This window comes from Micromonospora noduli (assembly GCF_003264365.1).
In the GTDB taxonomy this organism is placed as follows: domain Bacteria; phylum Actinomycetota; class Actinomycetes; order Mycobacteriales; family Micromonosporaceae; genus Micromonospora; species Micromonospora noduli.
The window spans coordinates 1-24,390 of record NZ_PYAK01000071.1 but is presented as its reverse complement, the minus strand read 5'-3'; the positions used below and the strand labels follow the sequence as shown (position 1 = coordinate 24,390).

The following is a 24,390-nucleotide window of genomic DNA, read 5'->3' as shown; positions in this document are numbered from 1 at the left end:
CGGGCAACGGCGCCCGCCCGCGCGGCGACCCGCCCGCGCGAGGCGCGGGCACCCGCCGGGCCGGTGCGGCACGGTCGACCGGCCGGTCGTCGGCGCTCACACCGCCGGGACGGCTGGGACGGTCAGGGGTGACGGGGGACATCCGCTCTACTCTGGCACGTCGCGCGGGCGGTGGCAGTCCGTTAACCCCTCCTAAGGTCGGCGAGTTCACCGAACCGACGTCCTGCCCACCCGGGCCGGTCTAGCCTCGGCCCTGAGGGGGCGCGAGTCCCGCCACCCCGGACGGGCCCGCCGGTCGCGGTCCGGGCCGGCACGTCGCCCATGACCGCTCGGAGGACGCTGTGACGACGCCATACCCGCCTCCCCCACCACCACCGGCCCAGGGACGCGACCGAACCACCCTCTGGGGCGTGCTGGGCATCGTGCTGGGGCTGATCTGCTGCGGCATCTTCGGCATCGTCTTCGGCTACCTGTCCATCCGCGACGCCCGGCGGTACGGGCAGTCGCCGCTGCTCGGTTACCTCGCCATCGCGCTCGGCGTGATCAACATCATCGGCGGGGCGATCCTGCGCTCGACCGGCAACTACCCGTTCTGGAACAACGACTGACCAGCGCGGAGCGCGCGTACGCCGAAGGGGGTCGACCGTGACGGTCGACCCCCTTCGTGTTGCCTGACCGGCTCAGCTGCCGGACATGATCTCCCGCATCAGCTTCGCGGTCTCGGTCGGCGTCTTGCCGACCTTGACGCCGACTGCCTCCAGCGCCGCCTGCTTCGCCTCGGCGGTGCCGGCCGAGCCGGAGATGATCGCCCCGGCGTGACCCATGGTCTTGCCCGGCGGAGCGGTGAAGCCGGCGATGTAGCCGACCACCGGCTTGGTGACGTTGGCCTTGATGAACTCGGCGGCCCGCTCCTCGGCGTCGCCACCGATCTCACCGATCATGACGATGGCGTCGGTCTCCGGGTCGGCCTCGAACGCCGCGAGGGCGTCGATGTGGGTGGTCCCGATGATCGGGTCACCGCCGATGCCGACGCAGGTGGAGAAGCCGATGTCGCGCAGCTCGTACATCATCTGGTAGGTCAGGGTGCCGCTCTTGCTGACCAGGCCGATCCGGCCGGAGCCGGTGATGTCGGCCGGGATGATGCCGGCGTTGGACGCGCCCGGCGAGGCGATGCCCGGGCAGTTCGGCCCGATGATCCGGGTCCGCTCGCCCTGCGCCACGTTGTACGCCCAGAACGACGCGGTGTCGTGCACCGGAACGCCCTCGGTGATCACCACGGCCAGCGGGATCGCGGCGTCGATCGCCTCGACCACGGCGGCCTTGGTGAACTGCGGCGGCACGAAGATGACTGTGACGTCGGCCCCGGTCTCGGCCATCGCGTCCGCGACGGACGCGAAGACCGGCAGCTCGGTGCCGTCGAAGTCGACAGTCTGGCCCGCCTTGCGCGGGTTGACGCCACCGACCACGTTGGTGCCGGCGGCCAGCATCCGCCGGGTGTGCTTGGAACCCTCGGAACCGGTCATCCCCTGGACGATGACCTTCGAGTCCTTGGTCAGCCAGATAGCCATGATCAGACCCCCGCAGCTGCCAGCTCGGCGGCCCGCTCGGCCGCACCGTCCATGGTGTCCACCCGCTGCACGAGCGGGTTGTTCGCGCTGTCCAGGATCGCCCGGCCAGCCTCGGCGTTGTTGCCGTCGAGACGGACGACGAGCGGCTTGGTGACCTGCTCGCCGCGCTGCTCCAGCAGGGCCAGCGCCTGGATGATGCCGTTGGCGACCTCGTCGCAGGCGGTGATGCCGCCGAAGACGTTGACGAAGACGCTCTTCACGGCCGGGTCGGAGAGCACGATCTCCAGCCCGTTCGCCATCACCGCGGCGCTCGCGCCGCCGCCGATGTCGAGGAAGTTGGCCGGCTTGACGTTGCCGTGCCGCTCACCGGCGTACGCGACCACGTCGAGGGTCGACATGACCAGACCCGCGCCGTTGCCGATGATGCCGACCTCACCGTCGAGCTTGACGTAGTTGAGGTCCTTGGCCTTGGCGGCCTGCTCCAGCGGGTCCACGGCGGCCTGGTCGACAAGCGCCTCGTGGTCCGGGTGCCGGAACGCGGCGTTCTCGTCCAGGCTGATCTTGGCGTCGAGCAGGAGCATCCGGCCGTCGCCGTTCTTGGCGAGCGGGTTGACCTCGACCAGGGTCGCGTCCTCGGCGACGAACGCCTGCCACAGGCCGACGGCGATCTCGACCACCTGGTCGGCAACCGCAGCCGGGAAGCCGGCGGCGGTCACGATCTCGCGGGCCTTGGCCTCGTCCACGCCCTTCACGGCGTCGATCGGGGCCTTCACGACCTTGTCGGGGGTCTCGGCGGCGACCTGCTCGATGTCCATGCCGCCGGCGACGCTGGCGATGCAGAGGAAGGTGCGGTTCGCCCGGTCGAGCAGGTACGAGAAGTAGTACTCCTCGGCCACGTCCGCGGTCACTGTGATCATGACCTTGTGGACGGTGTGACCCTTGATGTCCATGCCGAGGATGTCGGTGGCACGGGCCACCGCCTCATCCGGGCCCTCGGCCAGCTTGACGCCGCCGGCCTTACCTCGGCCGCCGACCTTTACCTGCGCCTTGACGACCACACGGCCGCCAAGACGTTCGGCGATCGCGCGGGCCTCTTCCGGGGTAGTGGCGACGCCGCCGGCCAGCACGGGCAAGCCGTGCCGCTCGAACAGGTCCCGCCCCTGGTACTCGTACAGGTCCACGATTGCGCGTCCCGTCCCGTCTCCGCGGCGCGCCGTCGCGCCGCCACCAGCGTTCAGAAAACAGTTTGACGCCTGTCATCAGTTGAAACAGGCCATTGGCGGCAGCCTAGCGAGGTCGGCACCACCGGCAACCGAGCGGGTGCACGGTGTGCGGTAATGCACAACCGGACACCAGGTGTGGCCGGTTTCCGGTCATGACTCGGGTGGCATCCACCGTCCGGGCGATGTTGTCCGGCTTGCGTAACCCTGCCGTGGGGGCGTCGTTGAGTCAGATGTCGGAGCGCTGAACAGCGCAATGACGGGATACGGCCGATGCCCTGTCGGTCGAGGGGTGGCGGCGGGGCATCGTGCATAGAGGGGCCGGACGTGTGAGGGGTGCGTCCGGCCCCTCCCCCGTGCCCAAAATTCGGTGACGCAGCGATCGGCGTGCCTCAGGAAACCGGCTGGGCCACGTTCTGTCGGACCCACTCGACAATTGCCTGGGTGGTGGCGCCCGGCGTGAAGATCTTCGCGACGCCCAGCTTCTCCAACTCGGGAATGTCGCCGTTCGGAATGATGCCGCCACCGAACACGACGATGTCGCGGGCGTCCCGCTCACCGAGCAGTTCCAGCACCCGCCGGAAGAGCGTCATGTGCGCGCCGGAGAGCACGGACAGGCCGACCGCGTCGGCGTCCTCCTGGATGGCGGTCTCCACGATCTGCTCGGGGGTCTGGTGCAGGCCGGTGTAGACGACCTCCATGCCGGCATCCCGCAGGGCGCGCGCGACGACCTTCGCGCCCCGGTCGTGGCCGTCCAGGCCAGGCTTCGCGACGACGACCCGAATCCGAGAGCTCATCAGCGCACACCTTTCACCGGCTTGACCGCCTTCACCTTAACGAACGGTAACCCGGCGGGCCCGGCCCGGGAAATCCGGGCTCTGCCACCGGCCGTTACCCGGCGTGTCCACCGCGCAACCCGGAAGAGGTGCGGCCGCGCGCAATCCGGGCTTCGGAGTCGCTGCACCGCTGGCAGGACTGTGGACACATCCCGGCGCCGTTCGGAGTCAAGCCGGACGACTCCGCCGGAACGGTCACGCTCGGCGACGAACGGGCAGCGACGGGGGCACCGTTCGGCGTCGCGATGCATGACAATCAGGGACGCAAACGGACAGATCGACACGCCAATTTTTCGGTCTAGCTTGTGACTCGCCTGGCGGTTGGCTAACGTGTCCACGGTTGTCATCAGGTCCATGGACGGGTGACGACGCGGTCAGCGGACGTTTCACTGGAGCTTCAGGGGACGCCCACCGGCCGCTTCGGAACCCCGACAACGGAGGGTGTGCGTGCGCCAGCGCCTGTCGTCTGAGCCCGATCGATATCGCGGTCGCCGCCGCGTACCCACCCCACCCCGCAGCCGTTACGCCGCTGTCGTCACCACCGCGTTCGTCGGTGCCGGCATCGTGGCCCTCGGCGCGAGCGCCCTGCCGGACGCCAAGGACGTCAGCCCGACGGTCCTCGACGAGCTCAAGCAGGCGTCGGTCACCAGCCAGGACGCCGCGGCCCGTGCGGACAACGCCGACCGCGCCTCCCGGGACAGCCGCAGCAAGGACAGCGCCGAGCGCGAGGTCTGGCTGCTGCCGCTGCAGGGCTACGACTTCAACTCCCCGTACGGACTCCGCTGGGGCAAGATGCACACCGGCGTCGACCTGGTCGCCGGCGAGGGCACTCCCTACGTGGCGATCCACGACGGGTTGGTCACCAAGGCCGGCTGGTTCGGCGGGTACGGCAACGCGGTGATCGTCCAGCACGCCGACGGCAGCGAGGCCATCTACGGCCACTCCTCCGCGGTGAGCGTCAAGGAAGGCCAGCAGATCAAGGCGGGCGACCAGCTCGGCCTGGTGGGTCAGACCGGCCACGCGTACGGCACCCACCTGCACCTGGAGATCCATGTCAAGGGGCAGCCGATCGACCCGGTGCCGTTCCTCCAGGAGCGCGGAGTGGACATCAAGCTGCAAATCGAGGCAATCTACAGCGAGGTAGCCGCCGGCTGACGTTACGTAACGACCGTTGACCGCCCGGATCTGTCGATCCGGGCGGTTTTTCGTTGCCTCGGCCGAGCGGATGTATCCCGGGTCACATCGGCGATTGTGACGGGCGACACCACCCAGCATGATCACTTTTCCGGATAGAGCGCCGTAGAGCGGGTCATATCCGGGCAGCCATCACTTCGCCCGCCGCGCGGTCACCCGGTCCCCGCGCCCACCCCGGCTCGAACCGACACCAGTATTTCGAGGTCAAGTGCCCCTCGACTGTGAAGGTCCGCCGTGCAGGAAGACAGCCCCGTCCAGAACGAGAACACCCCCGACGCCCCCCACACCGAGCAGCCGCAGCGCGCTCCCCGGCGGAACCGCCTCATCGTGCTCAGCGCCGCCGCCCTGGTAGTCCTCGGCCTCGGCGGCGTCGCGGTCGCCACCACCGGCGGCGACCACCCGGCACCCGCCGCCGTCTCCCTCGACACCCAGGCCCGGGCCGAGGGTGCGAGCCGGGCCGACCGCTCGGTCCGTGAGTCGAGCACCCCGGTCGCCCCCTCGCTGAGCCCGACGCCCAGCCCGTCGGCGGTCAGCACCAGCCCGGCCCCCGCGAAGACGGCCGCCGCGAAGGCCAAGCCGAAGCCGAAGAAGACCACCAGGCCCACACCCGCCTGGGTCGACCCGATGCCGGGCGCAGCCGTCACGTCCTGCTACGGGCAGCGCTGGGGCACCCTGCACGCCGGTATCGACCTGGCGCTGCCCTCCGGAACTCCGATCCACGCAGCGGCCGCCGGCACCGTGACCCAGGCCGGCGACGCCTCCGACGGGTACGGCAACTCCGTCTTCATCGACCACGGCAACGGCTACCTGACCCACTACGCCCACCAGAGCCGCATCGCTGTCAGCGTCGGCCAGAAGGTGAAGGCCGGCCAGATCATCGGCTACGAGGGCGCCACCGGCGATGCCACCGGCCCGCACCTGCACTTCGAGGTGCACCAGGGCATGTGGAACCAGATCGATCCGGCCCCGTTCATGCGGGCCCACGGCGTCGACCTGGGCTGCTGAGGCAACATCCCCGCGCGGTCCGGGCGCAACAACAGGAAAGGAGGGGCCTGAGGCCCCTCCTTCCCTGCTTCAGTGCGATGGTGCGGCGCGCCGGGTCAGAGCTTGTCGACCGGGGCGTGCCGGAGCACCAGCCACATGGTCTGGTCGCCGAAGTCGATCTGCGCGCGGGCACCCGGGCCGTGCCCCTCGACGGCGAGCACCCGCCCCAACCCGTACCGCTGATGGTTGACCCGGTCGCCCGCGGACACCTTCGGCCCCTGCGGCAGCTCACTGGCCGTGGTCAGCCGGCTGGCGTCCACGCCGAGCCGCTGCGCCAACTGGGCCGCCTTCGGCGTCCCCCCGGTGAAGTTGCCACGCGCGCCGGGCGCGCGGTCCGCGCGGCCACCGACGCCGCCGCCCCCGCCAGCCCACGAGGTGTACGACCCTTCGGTGCGCTCCCAGTGCACCAACTCGGTCGGCAGCTCCTCCAGGAAGCGTGACGGCGGGTTGTAGGACGGCTGCCCCCACGCCGAGCGGGTCACCGCCCGGGACATGTAGAGCCGCTGTCGGGCACGGGTGATGCCGACGTACGCCAGCCGGCGCTCCTCCTCCAACTCGCGGGTGTCGCCCAGCGAGCGCAGGTGCGGGAAGACGCCGTCCTCCAGCCCGGTCAGGAAGACCACCGGGAATTCCAGTCCCTTGGCGGTGTGCAGCGTCATCAGGGTGACCACGCCCTGGTGGTCGGGGTCGTCGGAGGGGATCTGGTCGGCGTCGGCGACCAGCGCCACCTGCTCCAGGAAGCCGGCCAGGGTGGCCCGCTCCCCCTCCTCGCCCAGCGCCTCGATCCGCTCGGTGTACTCGCGGGCGACGCTGACCAGTTCCTGGAGGTTGTCCACCCGGCCGGCGTCCTGCGGGTCCAGGCTTTCCTCCAGCTCGGTGAGGTAGCCGGAACGGGTCAGCAGCGCCTCCAGCACCTCCTCCGGGGTGCCGGTCTCGGCCAGCTCACGGGCGCCGTCGAGCAACGCCACGAAGTCCCCAATGCCGTTGGCCGCCCGGCTGGAGATGCCCGGCGCCTCGCGGGCCCGGCGCAACGCCGCGCCGAAGGAGATCCGGTCGCGGCTGGAGAGCGCCTCGACACACGCCTCGGCGCGGTCGCCGATCCCCCGGCGCGGGGTGTTGAGCACTCGCCGCAGGCTCACCGTGTCGTCGTCGTTGACCACCGAACGCAGGTACGCCAGGGCGTCGCGGACCTCCTTGCGCTCGTAGAAGCGCACCCCGCCAACCACCTTGTAGGGCAGGCCGACCCGGATGAACACCTCCTCGAAGACGCGGGACTGCGCATTGGTGCGGTAGAAGACGGCGACGTCGCCGGGGCGCGTCTCGTCGGCGTCGACCAGCCGGTCGATCTCCCGGGCCACCCAGTCGGCCTCGGCGTGCTCGGTGTCGGCCACGTAGCCGACGATCTGCTCGCCGGCGCCGGCCTCGCTCCACAGCCGCTTGGGTTTGCGGGAGGTGTTGCGGTCGATCACCGCGTTGGCCGCGTTGAGGATGGTCTGGGTGGAGCGGTAGTTCTGCTCCAGCAGGATCGTCCGCGCGTCGGTGAAGTCCCGTTCGAACTCCAGGATGTTGCGGATCGTCGCACCCCGGAACGCGTAGATCGACTGGTCGGCGTCGCCGACCACGCACAGCTCGGCGGGCTCCAGCCCGTCGGTGCCGGAGACCAGCTCCTTGATCAGGACGTACTGGGCGTGGTTGGTGTCCTGGTACTCGTCGACCAACACGTGCCGGAACCGTCGGCGGTAGCTCTCCGCGACGTGCGGGTGGGACTGGAGCAGGTGCACCGTGGTCATGATCAGGTCGTCGAAGTCCAGGGCGTGTGCCTCACGCAGCCGGCGCTGGTAGAGCGTGTACGCCTCGGCCAGCGCCCGCTCGTTGGGCCCGGTGGCCCGCGCCGCGAACTGCTCCGGGTCGACCAGCTCGTTCTTGAGGTTGGAGACCTGGGCCGCCAGACCACGCGCCGGGTAGCGCTTCGGGTCGAGATCAAGCTCGCGGGTGACCAACTGCATCAGCCGGCGGGAGTCGTCCGCGTCATAGATGGAGAACGTCGACTTGAGCCCGGCGTGCTCGTGCTCGGCACGCAAAATCCGCACGCAGGCCGAGTGGAACGTCGACACCCACATCAGGCGGGCCCGGGGGCCCACCAGCGCGGCGACGCGCTCTTTCATCTCGCCGGCGGCCTTGTTGGTGAAGGTGATCGCGATGATCTCACCGGGGTGCACGTCCCGAGCGGCGAGCAGGTAGGCGATCCGGTGCGTGAGCACCCGGGTCTTGCCGGACCCGGCGCCGGCCACGATCAGCAGCGGCGAGCCGGCATGGCTGACGGCGTCGCGCTGCGGCCCGTTCAGCCCGGCGAGCAGCTGCTGCGGATCGAGACGCGCGGCAGCCGCCCCGGGTCGGTGCGGGCGGGCCGGCGCGGACTCCGGCGCAGGCGGGGACGCGGGGATGTCGAAGAGAGGATGCATCGCCCGACAAGTCTATGCCGCCGGCCCGACACTTCCCGACGGCGCGCACCACCACCCGACACGCCCACCGGCGGCAAAGTGCCCTTCGCGACGCGGATTGCTTGCGCACCCGACAACGACGTGGGCATACTCGACGGCGTGATCGCTGCGCGCTTCTACTTTTACTATGGCACCGGGAGTCCGGCTGCCGTAGGTCGCGCCTGATCGATTCAGACCTGCTAAAGCCCCGGGCTCCTGGAGTCCGGGGCTTTTTCCGTCCCAGGTTCCGGGCACCGGGCACCACACTGCGAGAGGTACCCGATGATGACAAACGTGATGGAGCAGAGCGGCAGCCCGATCCGACCGGGGCAGCCGGCAGCGCAGGGGGCTGAGCCGGCGGTGGCCACACCAGCGACGGGTGCGGACGCCGAGCCGGCCGAGCAGCAGACCGGCACCGAGGAGCCGTCCGCCTCGGCGCGGATCGTGCAGATCAGGGAACGGATCGACGAGATCGACCACGCGTTGATCACGCTCTGGCAGGAGCGGGCCGCGTTGTCCCAGGAGGTCGGGGTGACCCGGATGGCGTCCGGTGGGACCCGCCTGGTGCTCTCCCGGGAACGGGAGATCCTGGAGCGTTTCCGTGCCGCGCTCGGTGCCGACGGCACCCAGCTGGCCCTGCTGCTGCTCCGCGCGGGCCGCGGCCCGCTGTGAGCCACCTCAGCCCGCGCTGAACCGGGCCACGGCCCCTGTGCTTGCTGACGCCTCCTGGGCGGCCAGGCGCCGCGCGGCCGATCCGGGTCACTGACAGACGAAACCGCCTGCCGTCGTCGTGGTGACGGCGGCAGGCGGTTTCGGTGACTCACACCTCGTGGGTGGCGACGATCTCGCGCTTCTCCGCGAAGTGGCAGGCGCTCGGGTGGTCCGAGTCCCGTCGGATCTCCAGCAGCGGGACCTGCTCGGCGCAGACGTCCTGCGCCTTCCAGCAGCGGGTCCGGAACCGGCAGCCCGAGGGCGGGCTGATCGGCGACGGCACGTCACCCGTGAGCCGGATGATCGTCTTGTTGTGCCGCTGCGTCGGGTCCGGCACCGGCACGGCAGAGAGCAGAGCCTGGGTGTACGGGTGGGTCGGTCGCTCGTAGATCTCGTCCTCGGTACCGATCTCGACGATCTTGCCGAGGTACATCACCGCGACCCGGTCCGACAGGTGGCGGACCACCGACAGGTCGTGCGCGATGAAGACGTACGAGAGGCCGAACTCGCCCTGCAACTGCTCCAGCAGGTTCATGACCTGAGCCTGGATGGAGACGTCCAGCGCCGACACCGGCTCGTCACAGACGATGATCTCGGGCCGCAGCGCGAGCGCGCGGGCAATGCCGATGCGCTGACGCTGACCGCCGGAGAACTGGTGCGGGTACCGGTTGATGTGCTCCGGGTTGAGCCCGACCAGGTCCAACAGCTCGCGGACCTTGGCCCGGCGGCTGCCCTTCGGCGCCACCTCCGGGTGGATCTCGAACGGCTCACCGAGCAGGTCGCCGACGGTCATCCGCGGGTTCAGCGAGGTGTACGGGTCCTGCATGACCAGCTGGATCTGCCGGCGCAGACGCCGCAGCGCCCCACCGGACAGCTTCGAGATGTCCTGGCCCTTGTAGACCACGTTGCCGGCGGTCGGCTTCTCCAGGTTCATCAGCACCCGGGCGAGCGTCGACTTGCCGCAGCCGGACTCGCCGACCACACCGAGCGTCTCACCGGCGCGCAGACCGAACGAGACCCCGTCGACCGCCTTGACCTGACCAACGGTCTTCTTGAACACCACGCCCTGGGTGACGGGGTAGTGCTTGACCAGGTCATTGACCTCGAGGATGTTCTCAGACACGGTTCACCAGCTCCTCGGCGAAGTGGCAGGCGCTGGCCCGGGCGGGGCCGACCTGCAGCAGCGGCGGGACCTTCTCCCGGCACACCGGCTGAGCCATCGGGCACCGCGGGTTGAACGGGCAGCCCGGCGGGATGTTCATCAGGTTCGGCGGGAGGCCCTTGATCGTCCGGAGCTGCTGCCCCTTCTCGTCGAGGCGCGGGATCGAGTCGATCAGACCCAGCGTGTACGGGTGCGCCGGCTTGGCGTACAGCTCGTACACGTCTGCTTCCTCGACGATCCGGCCCGCGTACATGACCGCGATCCGGTCCGCGACGTCGGCGACCACACCGAGGTCGTGGGTGATCAGGATCATGCCCATCTGCCGCTCGCGCTGAAGCTCAGCCAGCAGGTCCATGATCTGGGCCTGCACTGTCACGTCGAGAGCGGTGGTCGGCTCGTCCGCGATCAGCACCTCGGGGTCGAGCGCCAGCGACATCGCGATCATCGCGCGCTGCCGCATACCGCCGGAGAACTGGTGCGGGTAGTTGTTGAACCGACCCTTGGCGTTCGGGATCTTGACCTGGTCGAGCATGTCGATCGCGCGCTTCTTGGCCTCCGCGCGGCCCATGCCCCGCCGGACCCGGAACTGCTCGGCGATCTGGAACCCGACGGTGAAGACGGGGTTCAGCGCGGAGAGCGCATCCTGGAAGATCATCGCGATGCCCTCGCCGCGGATGCGGCGCCGCTCCTCGTCGGACATGCGGAGCATGTCCTTGCCGTGGAAGCGGACCTGCCCACCGGTGACGAAGCCGGGCGGCGTGTCGAGGATGCCCATGATGGTCTGCGCGGTGACGCTCTTACCGGAGCCGGACTCGCCGAGCACGGCGAGGGTCTCCCCCGCGTCGACGTGGTACGTGACCCCGTTGATGACCTTTGCGACGCCGTCCCGGGTACGGAACTCCACCCGCAGGTCGTCGACCTCGAGCAGGCGGCCGGAGGGACGCCCGGACCCGCCGGGTCCCGGCGCTGACTGCTCGGACACGAGAATGTCGGACAACTGGATCTCCCCTAGCGGAGTTTCGGATCGAGGGCCTCGCGGACCGACTCACCGAGCATCACGAAGCTCAGCACTGCGGTGACGAGGAACGCGGCGGGGAAGAACACCAGCCCCGGCGCGACCCGGACGAACTGCTGCCCATCACTGATCATGATGCCCCAGGACACCACCGGCGACTTCAGACCGACGCCCAGGAACGACAGGGTGGCCTCGGCGCCGATGAACGAGCCGACCATGATCGTGCCGTAGACCAGCAGCGGGGCCAGGCAGTTCGGCAGCAGGTGCTTGAGGATGATCCGGCCGGTGCCGGCACCCAACGCGCGGGCCGCCACGATGTAGTCGGCCTCCTTGGTGGCGAGCACCGAGGAGCGCATCAGCCGCATCACGACCGGCCAGCTCAGCACGATCAGTGACGCGATCACCAGGCCCATGATCTGGGCCTTGCTGTTGCCGGCGCCCGACCCGTTGAAGGTCGTCAGGATGACGATCGCGCCGAGCACGAAGGGCAGACCGAAGAAGACGTCGGCGATCCGGCTGAGCAGCGCGTCCACCCAGCCACCGCGGTAACCGGAGATGATGCCCATGGTTCCGCCGATGAGCAGGGTGCCCATCACGGAGAGCACGGCGACCACGATGGAGGCCCGTGCGCCGTAGATGACCCGGGCGTAGACGTCGCGGCCCTGCACGTCGTAGCCGAACCAGCCATTGGCGGACGGCTTGTCGAGGCTGCGGGACAGCGAGCCGTTGACCGCGTCGCCCGGGGCGAACAGCGCCGGGAAGGCCGCCATCAACAGGAAGATCACGATCAGCGTGGCCGAGATCCAGAACAGCGGCTTGCGCCGCAGATCCCGCCAGGCGTCGGCGAGCAGGCCGCGCGGCTTCTCGTTGCTCTGCGGCTGGCCCGCGGTGGCGGGTGCGGCGGAGTCGGTGGGGTGTGCGCCAGGGGTACTGACGATCGATGCGGTACTCGGGTCACTCATAACGGATCCTCGGGTCCAGGGCGGCGTAGAGCAGGTCAACCAGCAGGTTCATCACGAGATAGACCAGCACCAGGACGACCACGATTCCTACCACCGTGGCGCTTTCCTTGGTGATGATCGCCCGGAAGACCTGGCGGCCGATTCCGTTGATGCCGAAGATTCCCTCGGTGACGATCGCGCCACCCATCAGGGCACCGAGGTCGGTACCGAGCAGGGTCACCACCGGGATGAGCGAGTTGCGCAGCAGGTGCACGCCGACCACCCGGCGCATCGGCAGGCCCTTGGCGATGGCGGTGCGCACGTAGTCGGCGCGACGGTTCTCCGCGATGCTCGTTCGTGCCACCCGGGCGATGTACGCCACTGACGCGCTGCCCAGCACGAAGCCCGGCACGATCAGCTCGGACCACCGCATCTCGGAGGAGACGGTCGGCTTGATGATGCCCCACTGCACACCCAGCAGCCACTGCAGCACGAAGCCGACCACGAAGACCGGCAGTGCGATCAGGAAGAGGGTGGAGACCAGGACCAGGTTGTCCAGGAAGCCGTTACGCCGCAGACCGCTGAGCACGCCGGCGCCGAGGCCGATGATCGCCTCGATGGCGAGCGCCACGAGGGCCAGCTTCAGGGTGTTCGGGTACGAAGTCAGGATGATGTCGCTGATCTCGCGCTGCGAGAACGTCTGACCGAAGTCGCCCTGGAGCAGGTTCTTCATGTAGTTGGCGTACTGCACGAAGACGTTCTGGTCGAGGTGGTACTTCTCGGTCATGAAGGCGATGTACTGGTCCGGGCAGCGACGCTCACCGCACTTGCCGGCGAACGGATCGCCCGGAACGGCCCAGACGAGCCAGTAGATCAGGAACGTCGTACCGATGAAGACCGGCACGAGTTGGAGCAGCCGTCTCAACAGATAACGGCCCATGGGGTGGTCCTCCAGACAGGGGGCGCGTCGGACGGCCGACACGGTGGTGACAACGTGCGAGTGGAGTGTTGTAACACCCAATCGCGGAACGGCCCCGGGTCGGGCTCACCGGATGTGGCGAGCCCGACCCGGGGTCAGACCGTTCGGATCAGAGCTCGACCGAGGTGATGTCGATCTCGCCGACGTTGTTCAGCTCGAGCTTCTTGATCTTCTCCGAGTGGCCGGACTGCTGACCGTAGAAGTAGACCGGGATGCTCGGGACGTCCTGGTCGACCTTCTCGACCGCCTTGGCGAACGCCTCGTGCGAGGCCTCCAGGCTCGGGGCGCCGCTGGCCTGCTTGGCAAGGGCGTCGACCTCGGGGTTGCTGTAGAGGCCGTCGTTCGAGGAGCCGTTGGTGATGAACAGCGGGTTGACCCAGTTCTCGACGTCCGGGTAGTCCTGCTGCCAGGCAGCGCGGTACGGGCCGGTCATCTTGTGGGCGTTGATGTTCTGGCGGAACACCGCGAAGGTCGGAACACCCTCGGCCCGAGCGTTGATGTTGAGGTTGGTCTTGACCTGCTGCGCGACGGCGTCCATCCAGTCCTTGTGGGCGGAGTCCGCGTTGTAGTAGAAGACCATCTCACCGCTGAAGCCACCGGCCTCGGCGAGCAGCTGCTTGGCCGTGGTCGGGTCGAACTTGCAGGCGGTGCAGTTGCCCGGCTTGGCGCCCGGGGTCAGCGGGTTCGCCCAGCTGTCGGCCGGCTTGCGGGTGCCGAAGAAGATCTTGTCCGAGATCTCCTGCCGGTTGACCGCCAGCGAGACGGCACGACGCAGCTTCGGGTTCGCGTAGCGCTTGTCGTAGATCGGGAACGCGATGAACGCGGTCGACGGCGTGACGGTCGAGCGGCCCCGGTCACCGAGGTCGGTCTTCCACTTGTCACCGGCGAGCGCCGAGGTGGGGACAACCTCCATGAAGTCGAGGTTGTTGGCCAGCAGATCGGCGTAGGCGGCGTTGTCGTCCTGGTACAGCTTGACGTCGACGTCCTTGACCTTCATCTTGTCGCGAAGGTTGTAGTCGTCGAAGCGCGTCAGCTTGATGAGGGAGTTGTCCTCCCAGGACACGAACTTCACCGGGCCGTTGCCGATCGGCTTGTTCTTGCCGAACTCTTCCGGCTTCATGGTGAAGAACACGTCCGGCAGCGGCATGAAGGCGCTGTAGCCGAGCTTGGTCGGGAAGACCGCGGTCGGCGCTGCCAGGGTGACCTCGAAGGTCTGCTCGTCGATGACCTTCAGGCCGGACAGCTTGTCGGCCGTCGGCGTCGGGGCCTTCTTCGGGCCGTCCGCGCCATCGGGGTCCGTGGTGTAGGTCTGGTCGAAGCCCGCGATGTCCGCGAAGAAGGTGCCGTTCTGCGCGCCGTTCGGCGAGTAGGCGGCCCAGTTCCAGGCGTCGACGAAGTTCTTCGCCTTGACCTCGGTACCGTCGTGGAACTTGGTACCGGCCTTGATCTTGATCGTGAAGACCTTGGAGTCCGTGGTGTTGATGGACTCCGCCAGCGCGTTACGCGGGGCCCCACCGTCGTTCGGGTACTCGACCAGGCCGGTCCACATCCAGTCGATGATCTTGCCGCCACCGGTCTCCGTGGTGTTCGACGGGACCAGCGGGTTCTCCGGCTGGACGCCGTGAACAACGATCGAGCCGTCCGCGCTGGCGGCAGTTTCGTCGCCACCGCCGCTCGAGCAACCGCTCGCGACAAGCGCGGCAGCCGCGCTGAGCGCGATAGCGCTCGTCGCCCGCTTCGAGACTCTCATTCCGAGGGGCCTCCTCTTTCTAACCAGGTTCCGTCGTGGGTTTCACGCACGTTTGGGGGTGACACCGCCCGACCACCCCGGGGCGCGGGTCGCCGGGACCACAGGGAAGTTGGGGACACCCCTGATGTTCCGATCCGCCGGGCTCCCCCACCAACGACGCTTGACACGACGCAATCGACACAGCCACGGGCCGCCGAGATCGGCGGAATCGTGGTCGTGGGGCGTACGGAGTGCCACACACCGATGGTGAGGTGCTGCCACTGTGACACCCACTGGCCTCTTCCGTGAAGGTGCCGTTATCAAGCCGTTAGTTGCCCGCCACGTTGCCGATACTTGAAAAATGATCATAAAACGCCCGACGCGGACGGCACTGAGCAGGAAATACCTTGCGCCACCCGAACAGCCAGCCTCGGCCCGCGCGCGAGCCCCGAGCTCACCCGAGCCCGGTGGGACGTCTGTCACCGCTCACGTTTCGACCCATCCGGATGAGGGCCCCTACGGCTACCCGGACACGATCACCGGCCGGGTGTACGAGGGCGCGCCGGACGTTTCTCTGATCCTCGCCGGTGCCGACGCGCCGTCACACGAGGCGACGATCCGCCGCCCAACGGGAAAGTTCGTAGCGGTTGGACATCTGAAGCTTGCGCAGCACGTTCGACACGTGCGTCTCCACCGTCTTGATGGAGATGAAGAGCTCCTTGGCGATCTCCTTGTACGCGTACCCCCGGGCCAGCAGCCGCAGCACCTCACGCTCACGGTTGGTGAGCTGGTCCAGCTCCGGGTCGGCCACCGGTGCGTCCGGCCGGGCCGCGAAGGCGTCCAGCACGAACCCGGCCAGCCGTGGGCTGAACACCGCGTCCCCGTCGGCCACGCGACGGATCGCGGCAGCCAGCTCGTCCGGGGAGATGGTCTTGGTGACGTACCCGCGGGCACCGGCACGGATCAGCCCGATCACGTCCTCCGCCGCGTCGGAGACGCTCAACGCGAGGAACTTGACCTGCGGGTGCGTACGCCGCATCGCCTCCAGCACCGCGCGACCGCCGCCGTCGGGCATGTGCACGTCGAGCAGCACCACGTCGGGACCGACCGCGGCGATCCGGGTGACCGCCTCGGCCACCGTGCTCGCCTCGCCCACCACCTCGACGTGGGCGCCCAACTCCGCACGCACCCCGGCTCGGAACATGGCGTGGTCGTCCACCAGGAACACCCGCAGCCGCTCGGGGCGGGCATCCGCCGGGTCGAGGTGCTCGGTCGACTGCTCGGCCATGGTCATCTGTTCCTCTCCGCTGCGGACGAGTCCCGGGAGATCGGCAGGATCAACCGGACCTCGGTCCCCTCCCCCGGGCCGGACCGTATTTCGGCCCGTCCGCCGTGCCGCTTCATCCGCCCGATGATCGAGCCGCGTACGCCGTGCCGGTGGTCCTCCACGGTATCCGGATCGAAGCCCTTCCCCCGGTCCCGGACGAACACACTGACCTGATCCGGTTCCACCTCGGCGTAGAGCGACACGGTCTGCACGCCGGCGTGCCGGGCCGCGTTCACCAACGCCTCCCGCGCGGCCGCGACCAGCGCGCCGACCTTCTCGTCGGTCTCCCGGTCCCCCACCACCACCGTCTCCACGCTGATCGCGAAGGTGTCCTCGACCTCGGCCGCGGCCTGTTCCAGAGCGGCGGCGAAGCGCTCGCTCGGCGAAGCGGTCGGCTTGTAGAGCCAGTTGCGCAACGAGCGCTCCTGCCCCCGGGCCAGCCGCTGCACCGTCTTGACGTCGCCGGCGTTGCGCTGGATCAGTGCCAACGTGTGCAGCACCTGGTCGTGCACCATCGCGGCCAGCTCGGCCCGCTCCTGCTCGCGGATGCGCCCCTCACGCTCCGAGCGGAGCTGGCTGTACGTCCGCCAGAGCACCGGCGCGGCGACCACGCCGACGCCCGCCAGCCCGACCAACGCGAAGATCACGCCATTGATCACCGCGTCGAAGTTCTGTGCCGGTGAGTAGACGGCCGCGACGCCGATGATGCCGACCGCGACCAGCACTCCCCCGCCGATGAACCGCAGCACGAAGGCCCGCCGGTCGCTCTCCTCGACGACCGCGCCGAGCCAGGGCACCGGCATCGCGTCGCCCCACTGTCGCCGCCGCTCGGGCGCGGACTGATGCCAGATGACCCCCGCGCCGACCGCGATGATGGCCACCAACCAACCGGCGGTGCCCGCCGCGCCTACCGAGTCGAAGACCATCACCTGGATCAACAGGACACCGAGCCCGATCCCCACGAACGGCAGGAGTTGGGCGACGTCCCGCCGGGGCGGCACCGCGGTGTCGCCGGGGCGCAGCGGCACCACCGCCCAGAAGGCCGCGTAGAGCAGCAGGCCGAGCCCGCTGAGCCCGAGCAGGACCATGAACGCGACGCGCACCCGCAGCACCGAGATGCCGAGATGGTCGGCGATACCGGCGGCGACGCCGGCGGCCATCCGGTGCTCCGGGGCGCGGTAGAGGCGCGGGGGCGGGGTCACGATGCTGATCGGAGGCTCCCTGGTCACGGTGGCGGACAGGTCGAGGTCGGTGACTCGATCGTCACACGCTGCGGCGGCCGCGACCACGGGGACGCCCCCGACATTCCGGCCGCCGGATCTCAGGGTGGGGTCAGGGTCGGGTCCTGAGGTCATTCGGGTGGACCGGGCAGCAGGATCGAAGCATGACCGAGGAAGCTGCCCCGCCGCCCCGACCGGGGTCGGCACAGCCGGGCGGTTCAGCACCGCCCCCGCCCACCACCACGCCCACCGAATGGACCGAGCCCAGCACGTTCGGTCCGCACGCTGGCACCGACGCGACCGCCAGCACCGCGCCCGGCGAGCCGGCCGACAGCTACGCGCCGCCCACGGCGGGCTACGGCCCAGGCCCGGGGTTCGCGGCGGGCACCGGCTACGGTCCGGGCGGCACGCCACCCGGGCCGGGTGGTCCCGGTCCGTCCGCGCCACCACCGCCGCTGGGCGGCACCGGCTTCACCTCGCGGTACGGGCTGGTCCGGCCGCGCGAGGGGCGGTATCTGGCTGGCGTCTGCGCGGCGATCGGGCGCGCCACCAACACCGATCCGGTGCTCTGGCGGGTGCTGCTCGCGGTGCTCGGGTTCTTCGGGGGCATCGGCATCCTGGTGTACGTCGCCGCCTGGCTGATCATCCCGAACGAGGGCGACACCGCGTCCCCCGTCGAGTCCATGCTCGGTCGTGGTCGCTCCAGCATGTCCCCGGTGACGGTGATCGTCCTGGGCATCCTGGTCGCGGCCAGCTTCGCGTACATCGTCACCGACGCCTTCCGCGCGGTGCTGCTCGGCGCGGCCATCCTGGTCGCCGGCGCGCTCCTGCTCAACCGGGACGGCCGCAATCCACGGCCCGGCGCCCCGGGGGGTCCGCCGCCCGCCGCACCGCCCGGCGCGGTCGTCCCACCGGTGACCTGGCCGTCGTACGGCGCGGCACCGTCGACCGGCGCGGCGGCGACGCCGCCGATGTTCAGCACCGGTCCGGGGTACGCCACCGCGACGACGGGGGCGACGCCCACCGTCACCATCCCGGCGTACGACGCGCCGCCGACCAGCGCGACGCAGCCGGTGTCCGGGGTCGGCCCGGTGTCCGGGCAACCGGCCGGCACGACGGCTGCCCAGCCCGGCTGGCCGAGCACCGCCATGCCCAGCGCCGGCTGGCCGTCGGCACCGGTGAGCAGCACACCCGCTGCACCGGCCGGCTATCCGACCGCCCCGCCGCCCTCCGGTTACCGCCCCCCGTTCGCGCCGCACGGCCCGTACGCTTCGCCGACCCCGGCCGCGCCTCCTCCGCCCAAGCCGCCGAAGCCGCCGAAGCGCCCCAAGGAGCGGTCGCCGCTCGGCGCGGTGACCTTCTCGCTGATCTTCCTGGTGCTCGGTCTGGTCGCCCTGCTCGACCTGCTGGACGTCTTCGCCATCAGCGCCTCGGCGTACTTCGCGGCCGCGCTGGCCACGATCGCGCTGGGCCTGCTGGTCGGCACCTGGTTCGGGCGGGCGCGCTGGCTCATCGCGCTCGGTCTGGTGACCGCGGCGGCGCTGGGCACGGCGACCGTCGCCGAGTCCTACGACCGGATCCGGGGGGTCGACGGCGCGGTGACCTGGGCGCCCACCGACTACCGCGACCTGGCGGACCGGTACGAGAACAGCTTCGGTGACGCCGTGCTCGACCTGCGCGGGATCGACTTCGCGAAACGGGACAGCCAGGTGACAGTTGCCGTCAACTTCGGCCAGGCGACGGTCGTCGTGCCGCCGAACGTGGACGTCACCACGGTGGCCGACGTCAACGCGGGTGACGCCACCGTCTTCGGCAACCGATCCGGCGGGCTGGACGGCCGCCTGCGGGAGTCCACCGACGTCGGCGCGGACGGGCCCGGCGGCGGGACCCTGCGCCTCTACATCCATGTCAATGCCGGCAACCTGGAGGTGACCCGGTGAAGGCTCACCGCACGGATCTGGTGTCGTTCGCCTTCGGGCTCGTGTTCCTGGCGCTGTCCGCCTGGTGGCTGCTCGCCCAACTGCTCGGGCTCGCGCTGCCGCCGGTCGGCTGGTTCCTGGCCGGCGCACTCATCCTGATCGGGGTCTTCGGGCTGGTCGGCGCGTTGCGCTCGGGTCGACCGAACCAGCCGGAGCCGATTGCCGAGGCCGGTGCCGCCGAGGCGGTCGCTCCCGTCTCCGGCACGTCCGTCTCCGGCGCACCCGTCTCCGGTGCCGCCACGTCGACGTCCGGCGCGGCCCTGCCGGTCTGGGAAGCCGAACGGTCCACCTGGGACACTCCCTCCTCGGACCCGACGCTCATCTCGGACCGGACGTTGGAGACGCCGACCACCGAGGTGCGGGCGCAGGACGTGCCGGCCGCCGACGTGATCCACCCTGCCTGGCTGGCACATTCGCCGGCGGAGCCGCCGACCGAGCCCATCCCCGGCCAACCCGGCAACGCAGACGACGAGCCGACCATCGGGAATTCCGCCCGCCCGGCCCCGTCCGAGGGGAACGAGCCGACCCGGTTCGACCAACCGGTCGAGGCCAGCGGCGAGCAGCCGGGTGACGAGCGCGAGGGTCCGCGCAGGGAAGCCTGACCTCGGGCGGTCCGTCCGCGTCGGTCCACCGCATCCCCACGGCGGTGCGGCCGGCGCGGACGGCCGCATATGCTGGCTGGTGGAGATCTCGCCTCCGCCGGCCGGCCCGTCCCGCCCATGGCGGTCCCGCCGCGATTCCCGTCTCTACCCCCGTCAGGAGCCCGCCCGACATGACCCAGTCCCCCGCCGTGCGTACCACCGGCCGGTCCGGTCCGGTCCGCATCGGCGAGCGAGCCGCCCGTACCCTCGTCGCCGAGCTGGCCCGGATCAACGACCCCAAGGCCGCCCTGCTGGTCGGGGTGACCCCGGACTCCGCGGTGCTGGCCGCGGCGGTCGATGCGCTGCTCCCCGGTGACCGGCTCACCGTGGTGCCCGCCGAGCCGTTCGGCGCTGCGGCGCTCCGCGAGCACGTCACAGCCCAGGGCCGCTGGGTCGCCGACCGGGTGAGCGTCGTCGACTCGCTGGCCGAAGCCGAGGCCGCCGGGGTCGTCATCGCCGGTGAGGCGTTCACCGGCACCGCCGAGGCCACCCGCAACGGCGTCGAGGGGTTGGCGAAGTACCTGACCGACGGGGCGGTGCTGAGCGTGGCGACCGTCGCCACCCCCGGCCGGACCGAGGGTGCCGCCGCCGAGCTGGCCCGGCAGGACGCCCTCTACGGCGTCGGCGCCGATCTGGTGCTGCGTAACTCGCCGCCGGTGCGGGTCTACCGGCTGCGGTTCACCCCGGCCAGCCCGGCCACGGCCGACACCCTGGCCCCCGCGTACCGGCCGTCGAGCGTGCCGGTGACCCGGGGCATGCACATCGACTCCAACGGAGTGGCGGCGGCGGGCATCGCGCTGGGCCTCGCGGCGCTGGCCCGGGTGGCGCGTCCGTCGTCCAAGCTGTGGCTGCTGCCGGCCCTGGCCGCCGGGCCGGTCGCCGCGTTCTTCCGGGATCCCGAACGGGACGTGCCGGAGGACCCGAGCGCCGTGGTCGCCAGCGCGGACGGCAAGGTCCTGTCGGTGCAGCGGCTGCACGACGAGCGCTTCGGCGACGGCGAGTGGCTGCGGATCGCGGTGTTCCTGTCGGTGCTGGACGTGCACGTCAACCGCGCCCCGGTCGCCGGCAAGGTGGTGGACTACTTCGTCGCCGATGGCGGCTTCGTCAACGCGATGAAGCCGGACGCCGAGCACAACGTCGCCGCGTACACAGTGCTGGACACCGCTCGCGGCACGGTGGTGGTCGCGCAGCGGACCGGGCTGATCGCCCGCCGGATCGTGCAGCGCGCGCCGATCGGCGCGCTGCTGGCCAAGGGCGAGCGCTTCGGGCTGATCCGGTTCGGCTCCCGGACCGACGTCTACCTGCCCGCTGAGGCCGCGGACCCGCTGGTCGGGCCGGGCGACAAGGTGGTCGGCGGGTCCACGGTCATCGCCCGCTGGCGCTGACCCGCAGACAGAACGGGGCGCCGCTTTCGCGGCGCCCCGTTCTGTCTGCTCAGATCAGGCGGTACGACGTTGCCGCAGCCAGAGAACCGGCCCGCTGACCAGGTAGCCCACCACGATCAGGGCGAACGTGAGCCGAATGTCGACCAGCGCGCCGATCACCGGGGCCAGCCAGAGCCACGGCGGCAGCTTCACCAGCCGGGCGAGCTTGGCGTACGGGAAGCTCGAAACCATCGCGAAGGCCAGCAGCGCCACCCCGGCGACCAGCACGGCACCAGGCACCGGCAGGCCGATCGCCACCGTCACGGCGAGCACCGCAGCCGCCATGGTGGTGGGCACCCCGCAGAAGAACCTGCCGTCCTTCGGCGAGACGTTGAAGCGGGCCAGTCGAATCGCGGCACACGCCGCGACCAGGGCGCACGCCACCGCCGCCGCCGCCGTGGAGACGGAGCCGGCGAGCGAGGCGTAGACCACTACCGGCGCGGCGAGACCGAACGAGCACATGTCGGCCAGTGAGTCCATCTGCGCGCCGAACGGGCTGGCCACCCCGAGCCGTCGGGCCAGCGCGCCGTCCAGACCGTCGAAGCCGACGCACGCGATCAGGCAGAGCGCCGCCATGCGCACCTCGCCCTGCATGGCCAGGAAGATGGCCAGCATGCCGAGCATCAAGCTGGCCAGCGTGCAGGCGTTGACCAGGCCGAACTTCATCCGGCGCGCGATGGTGCGCTCGCCGGGGAGCAGCGGGATCGAGTGGGCCTCGTCGGTCTGCGTCATCGGCGGCATCGCCGGGCTGACCGGCATGACCGCGTTAACGTCGGCTCGGTCCAGGCCCAGTGTCGGGTCCACGCCCAGTGTCGGCCGGCTGAGCCGGTCCAGGCCGTAGCGACGGCGCTGCCGATCGGCGTACCGGTGCTCGGTCGGGGCCAGGTCGGTCGGGTGCAGGTCGCCGTCGCGGCGACCGACCCGGACCAACAGCACCTGGCGGGCGAACGTGCTGCTGCGGCGCAACCGGCCCGCCCAGCGACGCCCTGCGGGGCGCGGACTGTCAGTAGTACGACGCCGGCGCCATGGGGCTCTCGGCACGTTTCCTCCATCACCGGATCTGCTGACCGCCAAGCGGCGGGTGTCCGGCTGTCTCGTGCCGGACCTTGCATGGCCCGGCAGCCGTTTTGCGGAGTACACCATCGCATAGGGGAACATGGCTTGGCGATAGCTGCCGGCGGTACTTATATCTGGCTTAAACCGCTCGAACCGCTCGCTTGTTCCCATCCCGGGCTTCATCGCCCGTTTCCTCCATCATTCCCGCCTTTGACTGTACCGGAGGGTCACCAAGTCGGCTCACCGAGCGGGGTGCTATCGGCCACTCTGTCCGATTGCCACGGCAGCGATGTCGCTCAACGGCAGGTCAGCCGCCTCGTCGCGGGTGAACCACCCCGCCCGCGCCGTCGACCCTCCTGCGGACTCGGTGACCACCGCGTCGGTGGGTACGTCCACCAGCACCCGATAGATCACCCGTACGCCATGCCAGTCCAGAGGTCGGCCCTCCGGGCCCAGCGCGGCGGGATTGTGCAGATTGTTGACGCCGAGAAGATCCACGACCCGACCCACCTGCCCGCCCTCCTCGACCAACTCCCGCAGCAACCCGGTGGCCGGCTGCTCACCGTGATCGGTGCCACCGCCGGGCAGATGCCACAGACCGGCCCCCGGGTAGCCCTCCGCGATCTGGGTGAGCAGGATCCGCCCAGCGGGGTCGGTGACCAGCCCGTACGCCCCGAAGCGCAGCCGCCGGTCGGGGTGCTGCGGCGGGAACAGGTCCCACGACCGGTGCGCTGCCGGCGGCAGTGGGGTGACCGGCAGGCCGAGCGCCTCGGCGGTGAACGGAGTCAGCGGCAACTGCGCAACCTCCGCCAGCGAAAGCCAGCACACTTGATCAACCAGACCAGCCCCGACACCCCGCGACCCGCCCCCGGGCCCCGCGCTCTCAGGCCGCGCGCCGTGGGGAGTGCTGAGCTCGAACAACAGCCGGTCGGTGTGCAGCGCGGCCTTGTCCTCCGCAAAGGTGGCCACATCGGCGACCACCGCGAGTAGTCGCGTCACCGCGACCGTCAGCCCGGCCTGCTCGGCGACCTCGCGGACCACAGCGCGCTCCGGGTCCTCGGCATGCCCGACGGCACCGCCCGGCAACCGCCAGACCCCGGGAAACTCACCCTCTGCCCCGTCCCGAACCACTAATACCCGGCCTGAGTCCCGCAGAAGACCATAGACCCCGACTCGCCGCGCAAATTTCACCTTTGCTCGCTCCCCGCTTCGCACCACAGCTGTTGATCATGAAGTTATCGCCGTCCATCTCGCGTTCCGACAATAACTTCATGATCAACGCGAGGTGGTGCACGGGAAACCCTCAAGGCCTGGCGAGCCGGAGCATCCGGGGCAGCCGCCGCGTCCGGGCAGCCGGCCCTTGACGACGACCAATTAGCCTCGCGAAGACCCCTTCGGCCTGCTTTGCGACTCGGTCAGCTTCCCTCCATTAGCCCTCATTGTGGAGCCCAATCGCGTCACGGGGGCCGAGACAAGCGGTGATCAACTCGGGTTCACGGAAGGCGCGGTATTCCAGCACCCGGGATACCGCGCCTTCAAGGAACCCGAGTGGATCACGGGGTGGGCCCTGGGCGGCGCGCCGAATGCCTGCCCACGACGCCTGCGGCACCCTTCGGCGGGTTGTCCCGAACTCAAGATCGCGCAATATCCAGGATGCAGTGGCATCGGCGCGTCGGTGAAGCCACTACATCCTGGTTCGAGCACGATCTAGGCGCGAGGCGCGAGGCGCGAGGCGCGAGGCGCGAGGCGCGAGGCGCGAGGCGCGAGGCGCGAGGCGCGACGCCCGTCCCGCCGATGTTGGCGGCGGTGGAGACCATCTCGAAGCGCTGACGGGACGAGCCGGGCCGGTGTGCGGCGTGCAACT

The 24,390-nt window shown here is 70.1% G+C and carries 19 protein-coding genes and 1 pseudogene; 7 read left to right on the top strand and 13 right to left on the bottom strand.

Translation table 11 applies throughout. The annotated features are described in order from the left end of the window. The first annotated feature begins 341 nt into the window (after positions 1-341). Positions 342-608, top strand: coding sequence for a DUF4190 domain-containing protein (locus GUI43_RS29965; protein ID WP_112583774.1), 267 nt, complete (start codon positions 342-344; stop codon positions 606-608). Between the two features lie 72 nt (positions 609-680). Here GUI43_RS29965 and sucD read toward each other — a convergent pair whose 3' ends face one another. The 3 genes from sucD to icmB all read right to left on the bottom strand — a co-directional run bounded on the left by sucD (position 681) and on the right by icmB (position 3,585). After that, positions 681-1,568, bottom strand: coding sequence for a succinate--CoA ligase subunit alpha (gene sucD / locus GUI43_RS29960; RefSeq protein WP_030337831.1), 888 nt, complete (start codon positions 1,566-1,568; stop codon positions 681-683). 2 nt (positions 1,569-1,570) lie between these two features. Next, complete coding sequence (sucC, locus tag GUI43_RS29955) at positions 1,571-2,749, bottom strand: ADP-forming succinate--CoA ligase subunit beta (protein ID WP_112583775.1); 1,179 nt, start codon at positions 2,747-2,749, stop codon at positions 1,571-1,573. 431 nt (positions 2,750-3,180) lie between these two features. Then, positions 3,181-3,585 (bottom strand): coenzyme B12-dependent isobutyryl CoA mutase small subunit, encoded by a 405-nt coding sequence (icmB, locus tag GUI43_RS29950; RefSeq protein WP_030491849.1) that lies wholly within the window; start codon positions 3,583-3,585, stop codon positions 3,181-3,183. Between the two features lie 486 nt (positions 3,586-4,071). Here icmB and GUI43_RS29945 point away from each other — a divergent pair, with 486 nt between their 5' ends. Next, entirely contained in the window at positions 4,072-4,779 is a 708-nt protein-coding gene (locus GUI43_RS29945) for a M23 family metallopeptidase (RefSeq protein ID WP_112583776.1), read from the top strand. Between the two features lie 273 nt (positions 4,780-5,052). Further along, the gene (locus tag GUI43_RS29940) at positions 5,053-5,823 is read left to right on the top strand and encodes a M23 family metallopeptidase (RefSeq protein WP_112700302.1); all 771 of its coding nucleotides are present in this window, start codon (positions 5,053-5,055) and stop codon (positions 5,821-5,823) included. 95 nt (positions 5,824-5,918) lie between these two features. Here GUI43_RS29940 and pcrA read toward each other — a convergent pair whose 3' ends face one another. Further along, positions 5,919-8,324, bottom strand: coding sequence for a DNA helicase PcrA (gene pcrA, locus GUI43_RS29935; RefSeq protein WP_112604081.1), 2,406 nt, complete (start codon positions 8,322-8,324; stop codon positions 5,919-5,921). 300 nt (positions 8,325-8,624) lie between these two features. Here pcrA and GUI43_RS29930 point away from each other — a divergent pair, with 300 nt between their 5' ends. Further along, positions 8,625-9,014, top strand: a complete 390-nt coding sequence (locus GUI43_RS29930; RefSeq protein ID WP_112700301.1) for a chorismate mutase — start codon at positions 8,625-8,627, stop codon at positions 9,012-9,014. 148 nt (positions 9,015-9,162) lie between these two features. On the opposite strand, the gene GUI43_RS29925 is transcribed toward GUI43_RS29930, so the two are convergent. The 7 genes from GUI43_RS29925 to GUI43_RS29895 form a co-directional block, all read right to left on the bottom strand. Next, complete coding sequence (locus tag GUI43_RS29925) at positions 9,163-10,176, bottom strand: ABC transporter ATP-binding protein (RefSeq protein WP_112583780.1); 1,014 nt, start codon at positions 10,174-10,176, stop codon at positions 9,163-9,165. Then, entirely contained in the window at positions 10,169-11,197 is a 1,029-nt protein-coding gene (locus GUI43_RS29920) for an ABC transporter ATP-binding protein (protein ID WP_091406372.1), read from the bottom strand. The genes GUI43_RS29925 and GUI43_RS29920 overlap by 8 nt, the downstream gene beginning before the upstream one ends. Positions 11,198-11,223: 26 nt before the next feature. Next, positions 11,224-12,192: an ABC transporter permease gene (locus tag GUI43_RS29915; RefSeq protein WP_091406374.1), complete on the bottom strand. Its 969-nt coding sequence runs from the start codon at positions 12,190-12,192 to the stop codon at positions 11,224-11,226. Next, positions 12,185-13,111: an ABC transporter permease gene (locus GUI43_RS29910; protein WP_091406376.1), complete on the bottom strand. Its 927-nt coding sequence runs from the start codon at positions 13,109-13,111 to the stop codon at positions 12,185-12,187. The genes GUI43_RS29915 and GUI43_RS29910 overlap by 8 nt, the downstream gene beginning before the upstream one ends. Positions 13,112-13,259: 148 nt before the next feature. Beyond that, positions 13,260-14,900, bottom strand: coding sequence for a peptide ABC transporter substrate-binding protein (locus tag GUI43_RS29905; RefSeq protein WP_112584543.1), 1,641 nt, complete (start codon positions 14,898-14,900; stop codon positions 13,260-13,262). Between the two features lie 580 nt (positions 14,901-15,480). After that, entirely contained in the window at positions 15,481-16,167 is a 687-nt protein-coding gene (locus GUI43_RS29900; RefSeq protein WP_030337843.1) for a response regulator, read from the bottom strand. Positions 16,168-16,169: 2 nt separating this feature from the next. Further along, positions 16,170-17,435, bottom strand: a complete 1,266-nt coding sequence (locus tag GUI43_RS29895) for an ATP-binding protein (RefSeq protein ID WP_112584545.1) — start codon at positions 17,433-17,435, stop codon at positions 16,170-16,172. Positions 17,436-17,590: 155 nt separating this feature from the next. Here GUI43_RS29895 and GUI43_RS29890 point away from each other — a divergent pair, with 155 nt between their 5' ends. The 3 genes and pseudogenes from GUI43_RS29890 to GUI43_RS29880 all read left to right on the top strand — a co-directional run bounded on the left by GUI43_RS29890 (position 17,591) and on the right by GUI43_RS29880 (position 21,431). After that, positions 17,591-19,366, top strand: coding sequence for a PspC domain-containing protein (locus GUI43_RS29890; protein ID WP_249037879.1), 1,776 nt, complete (start codon positions 17,591-17,593; stop codon positions 19,364-19,366). Then, positions 19,363-19,611, top strand: a pseudogene (locus GUI43_RS29885) (hypothetical protein); the annotation flags it as partial. The gene GUI43_RS29890 and the pseudogene GUI43_RS29885, both read left to right, overlap by 4 nt. Before the next feature lie 566 nt (positions 19,612-20,177). Continuing rightward, entirely contained in the window at positions 20,178-21,431 is a 1,254-nt protein-coding gene (locus GUI43_RS29880) for a phosphatidylserine decarboxylase (RefSeq protein ID WP_112584542.1), read from the top strand. 54 nt (positions 21,432-21,485) lie between these two features. Here the strand turns inward: GUI43_RS29880 and GUI43_RS29875 are convergent, their stop codons facing one another. Next, on the bottom strand, positions 21,486-22,436 hold the full coding sequence (locus GUI43_RS29875) for a CDP-alcohol phosphatidyltransferase family protein (RefSeq protein WP_112584541.1): 951 nt from the start codon (positions 22,434-22,436) through the stop codon (positions 21,486-21,488). 345 nt (positions 22,437-22,781) lie between these two features. After that, positions 22,782-23,717, bottom strand: a complete 936-nt coding sequence (locus tag GUI43_RS29870; RefSeq protein ID WP_112700300.1) for an NUDIX hydrolase — start codon at positions 23,715-23,717, stop codon at positions 22,782-22,784. Between the last annotated feature and the right edge of the window lie 673 nt (positions 23,718-24,390).

Bases quoted from the DNA above. Each gene is read 5' to 3' on its own strand.
- icmB (WP_030491849.1), bottom strand. From the start codon at position 3,585: ATGAGCTCTCGGATTCGGGTCGTCGTCGCGAAGCCTGGCCTGGACGGC.
- GUI43_RS29930 (WP_112700301.1), top strand. From the start codon at position 8,625: ATGATGACAAACGTGATGGAGCAGAGCGGCAGCCCGATCCGACCGGGG.
- GUI43_RS29910 (WP_091406376.1), bottom strand. From the start codon at position 13,111: ATGGGCCGTTATCTGTTGAGACGGCTGCTCCAACTCGTGCCGGTCTTC.
- GUI43_RS29880 (WP_112584542.1), top strand. From the start codon at position 20,178: ATGACCCAGTCCCCCGCCGTGCGTACCACCGGCCGGTCCGGTCCGGTC.
- GUI43_RS29900 (WP_030337843.1), bottom strand. From the start codon at position 16,167: ATGGCCGAGCAGTCGACCGAGCACCTCGACCCGGCGGATGCCCGCCCC.
- GUI43_RS29905 (WP_112584543.1), bottom strand. From the start codon at position 14,900: ATGAGAGTCTCGAAGCGGGCGACGAGCGCTATCGCGCTCAGCGCGGCT.
- GUI43_RS29890 (WP_249037879.1), top strand. From the start codon at position 17,591: ATGACCGAGGAAGCTGCCCCGCCGCCCCGACCGGGGTCGGCACAGCCG.
- sucD (WP_030337831.1), bottom strand. From the start codon at position 1,568: ATGGCTATCTGGCTGACCAAGGACTCGAAGGTCATCGTCCAGGGGATG.
- GUI43_RS29915 (WP_091406374.1), bottom strand. From the start codon at position 12,192: ATGAGTGACCCGAGTACCGCATCGATCGTCAGTACCCCTGGCGCACAC.
- pcrA (WP_112604081.1), bottom strand. From the start codon at position 8,324: ATGCATCCTCTCTTCGACATCCCCGCGTCCCCGCCTGCGCCGGAGTCC.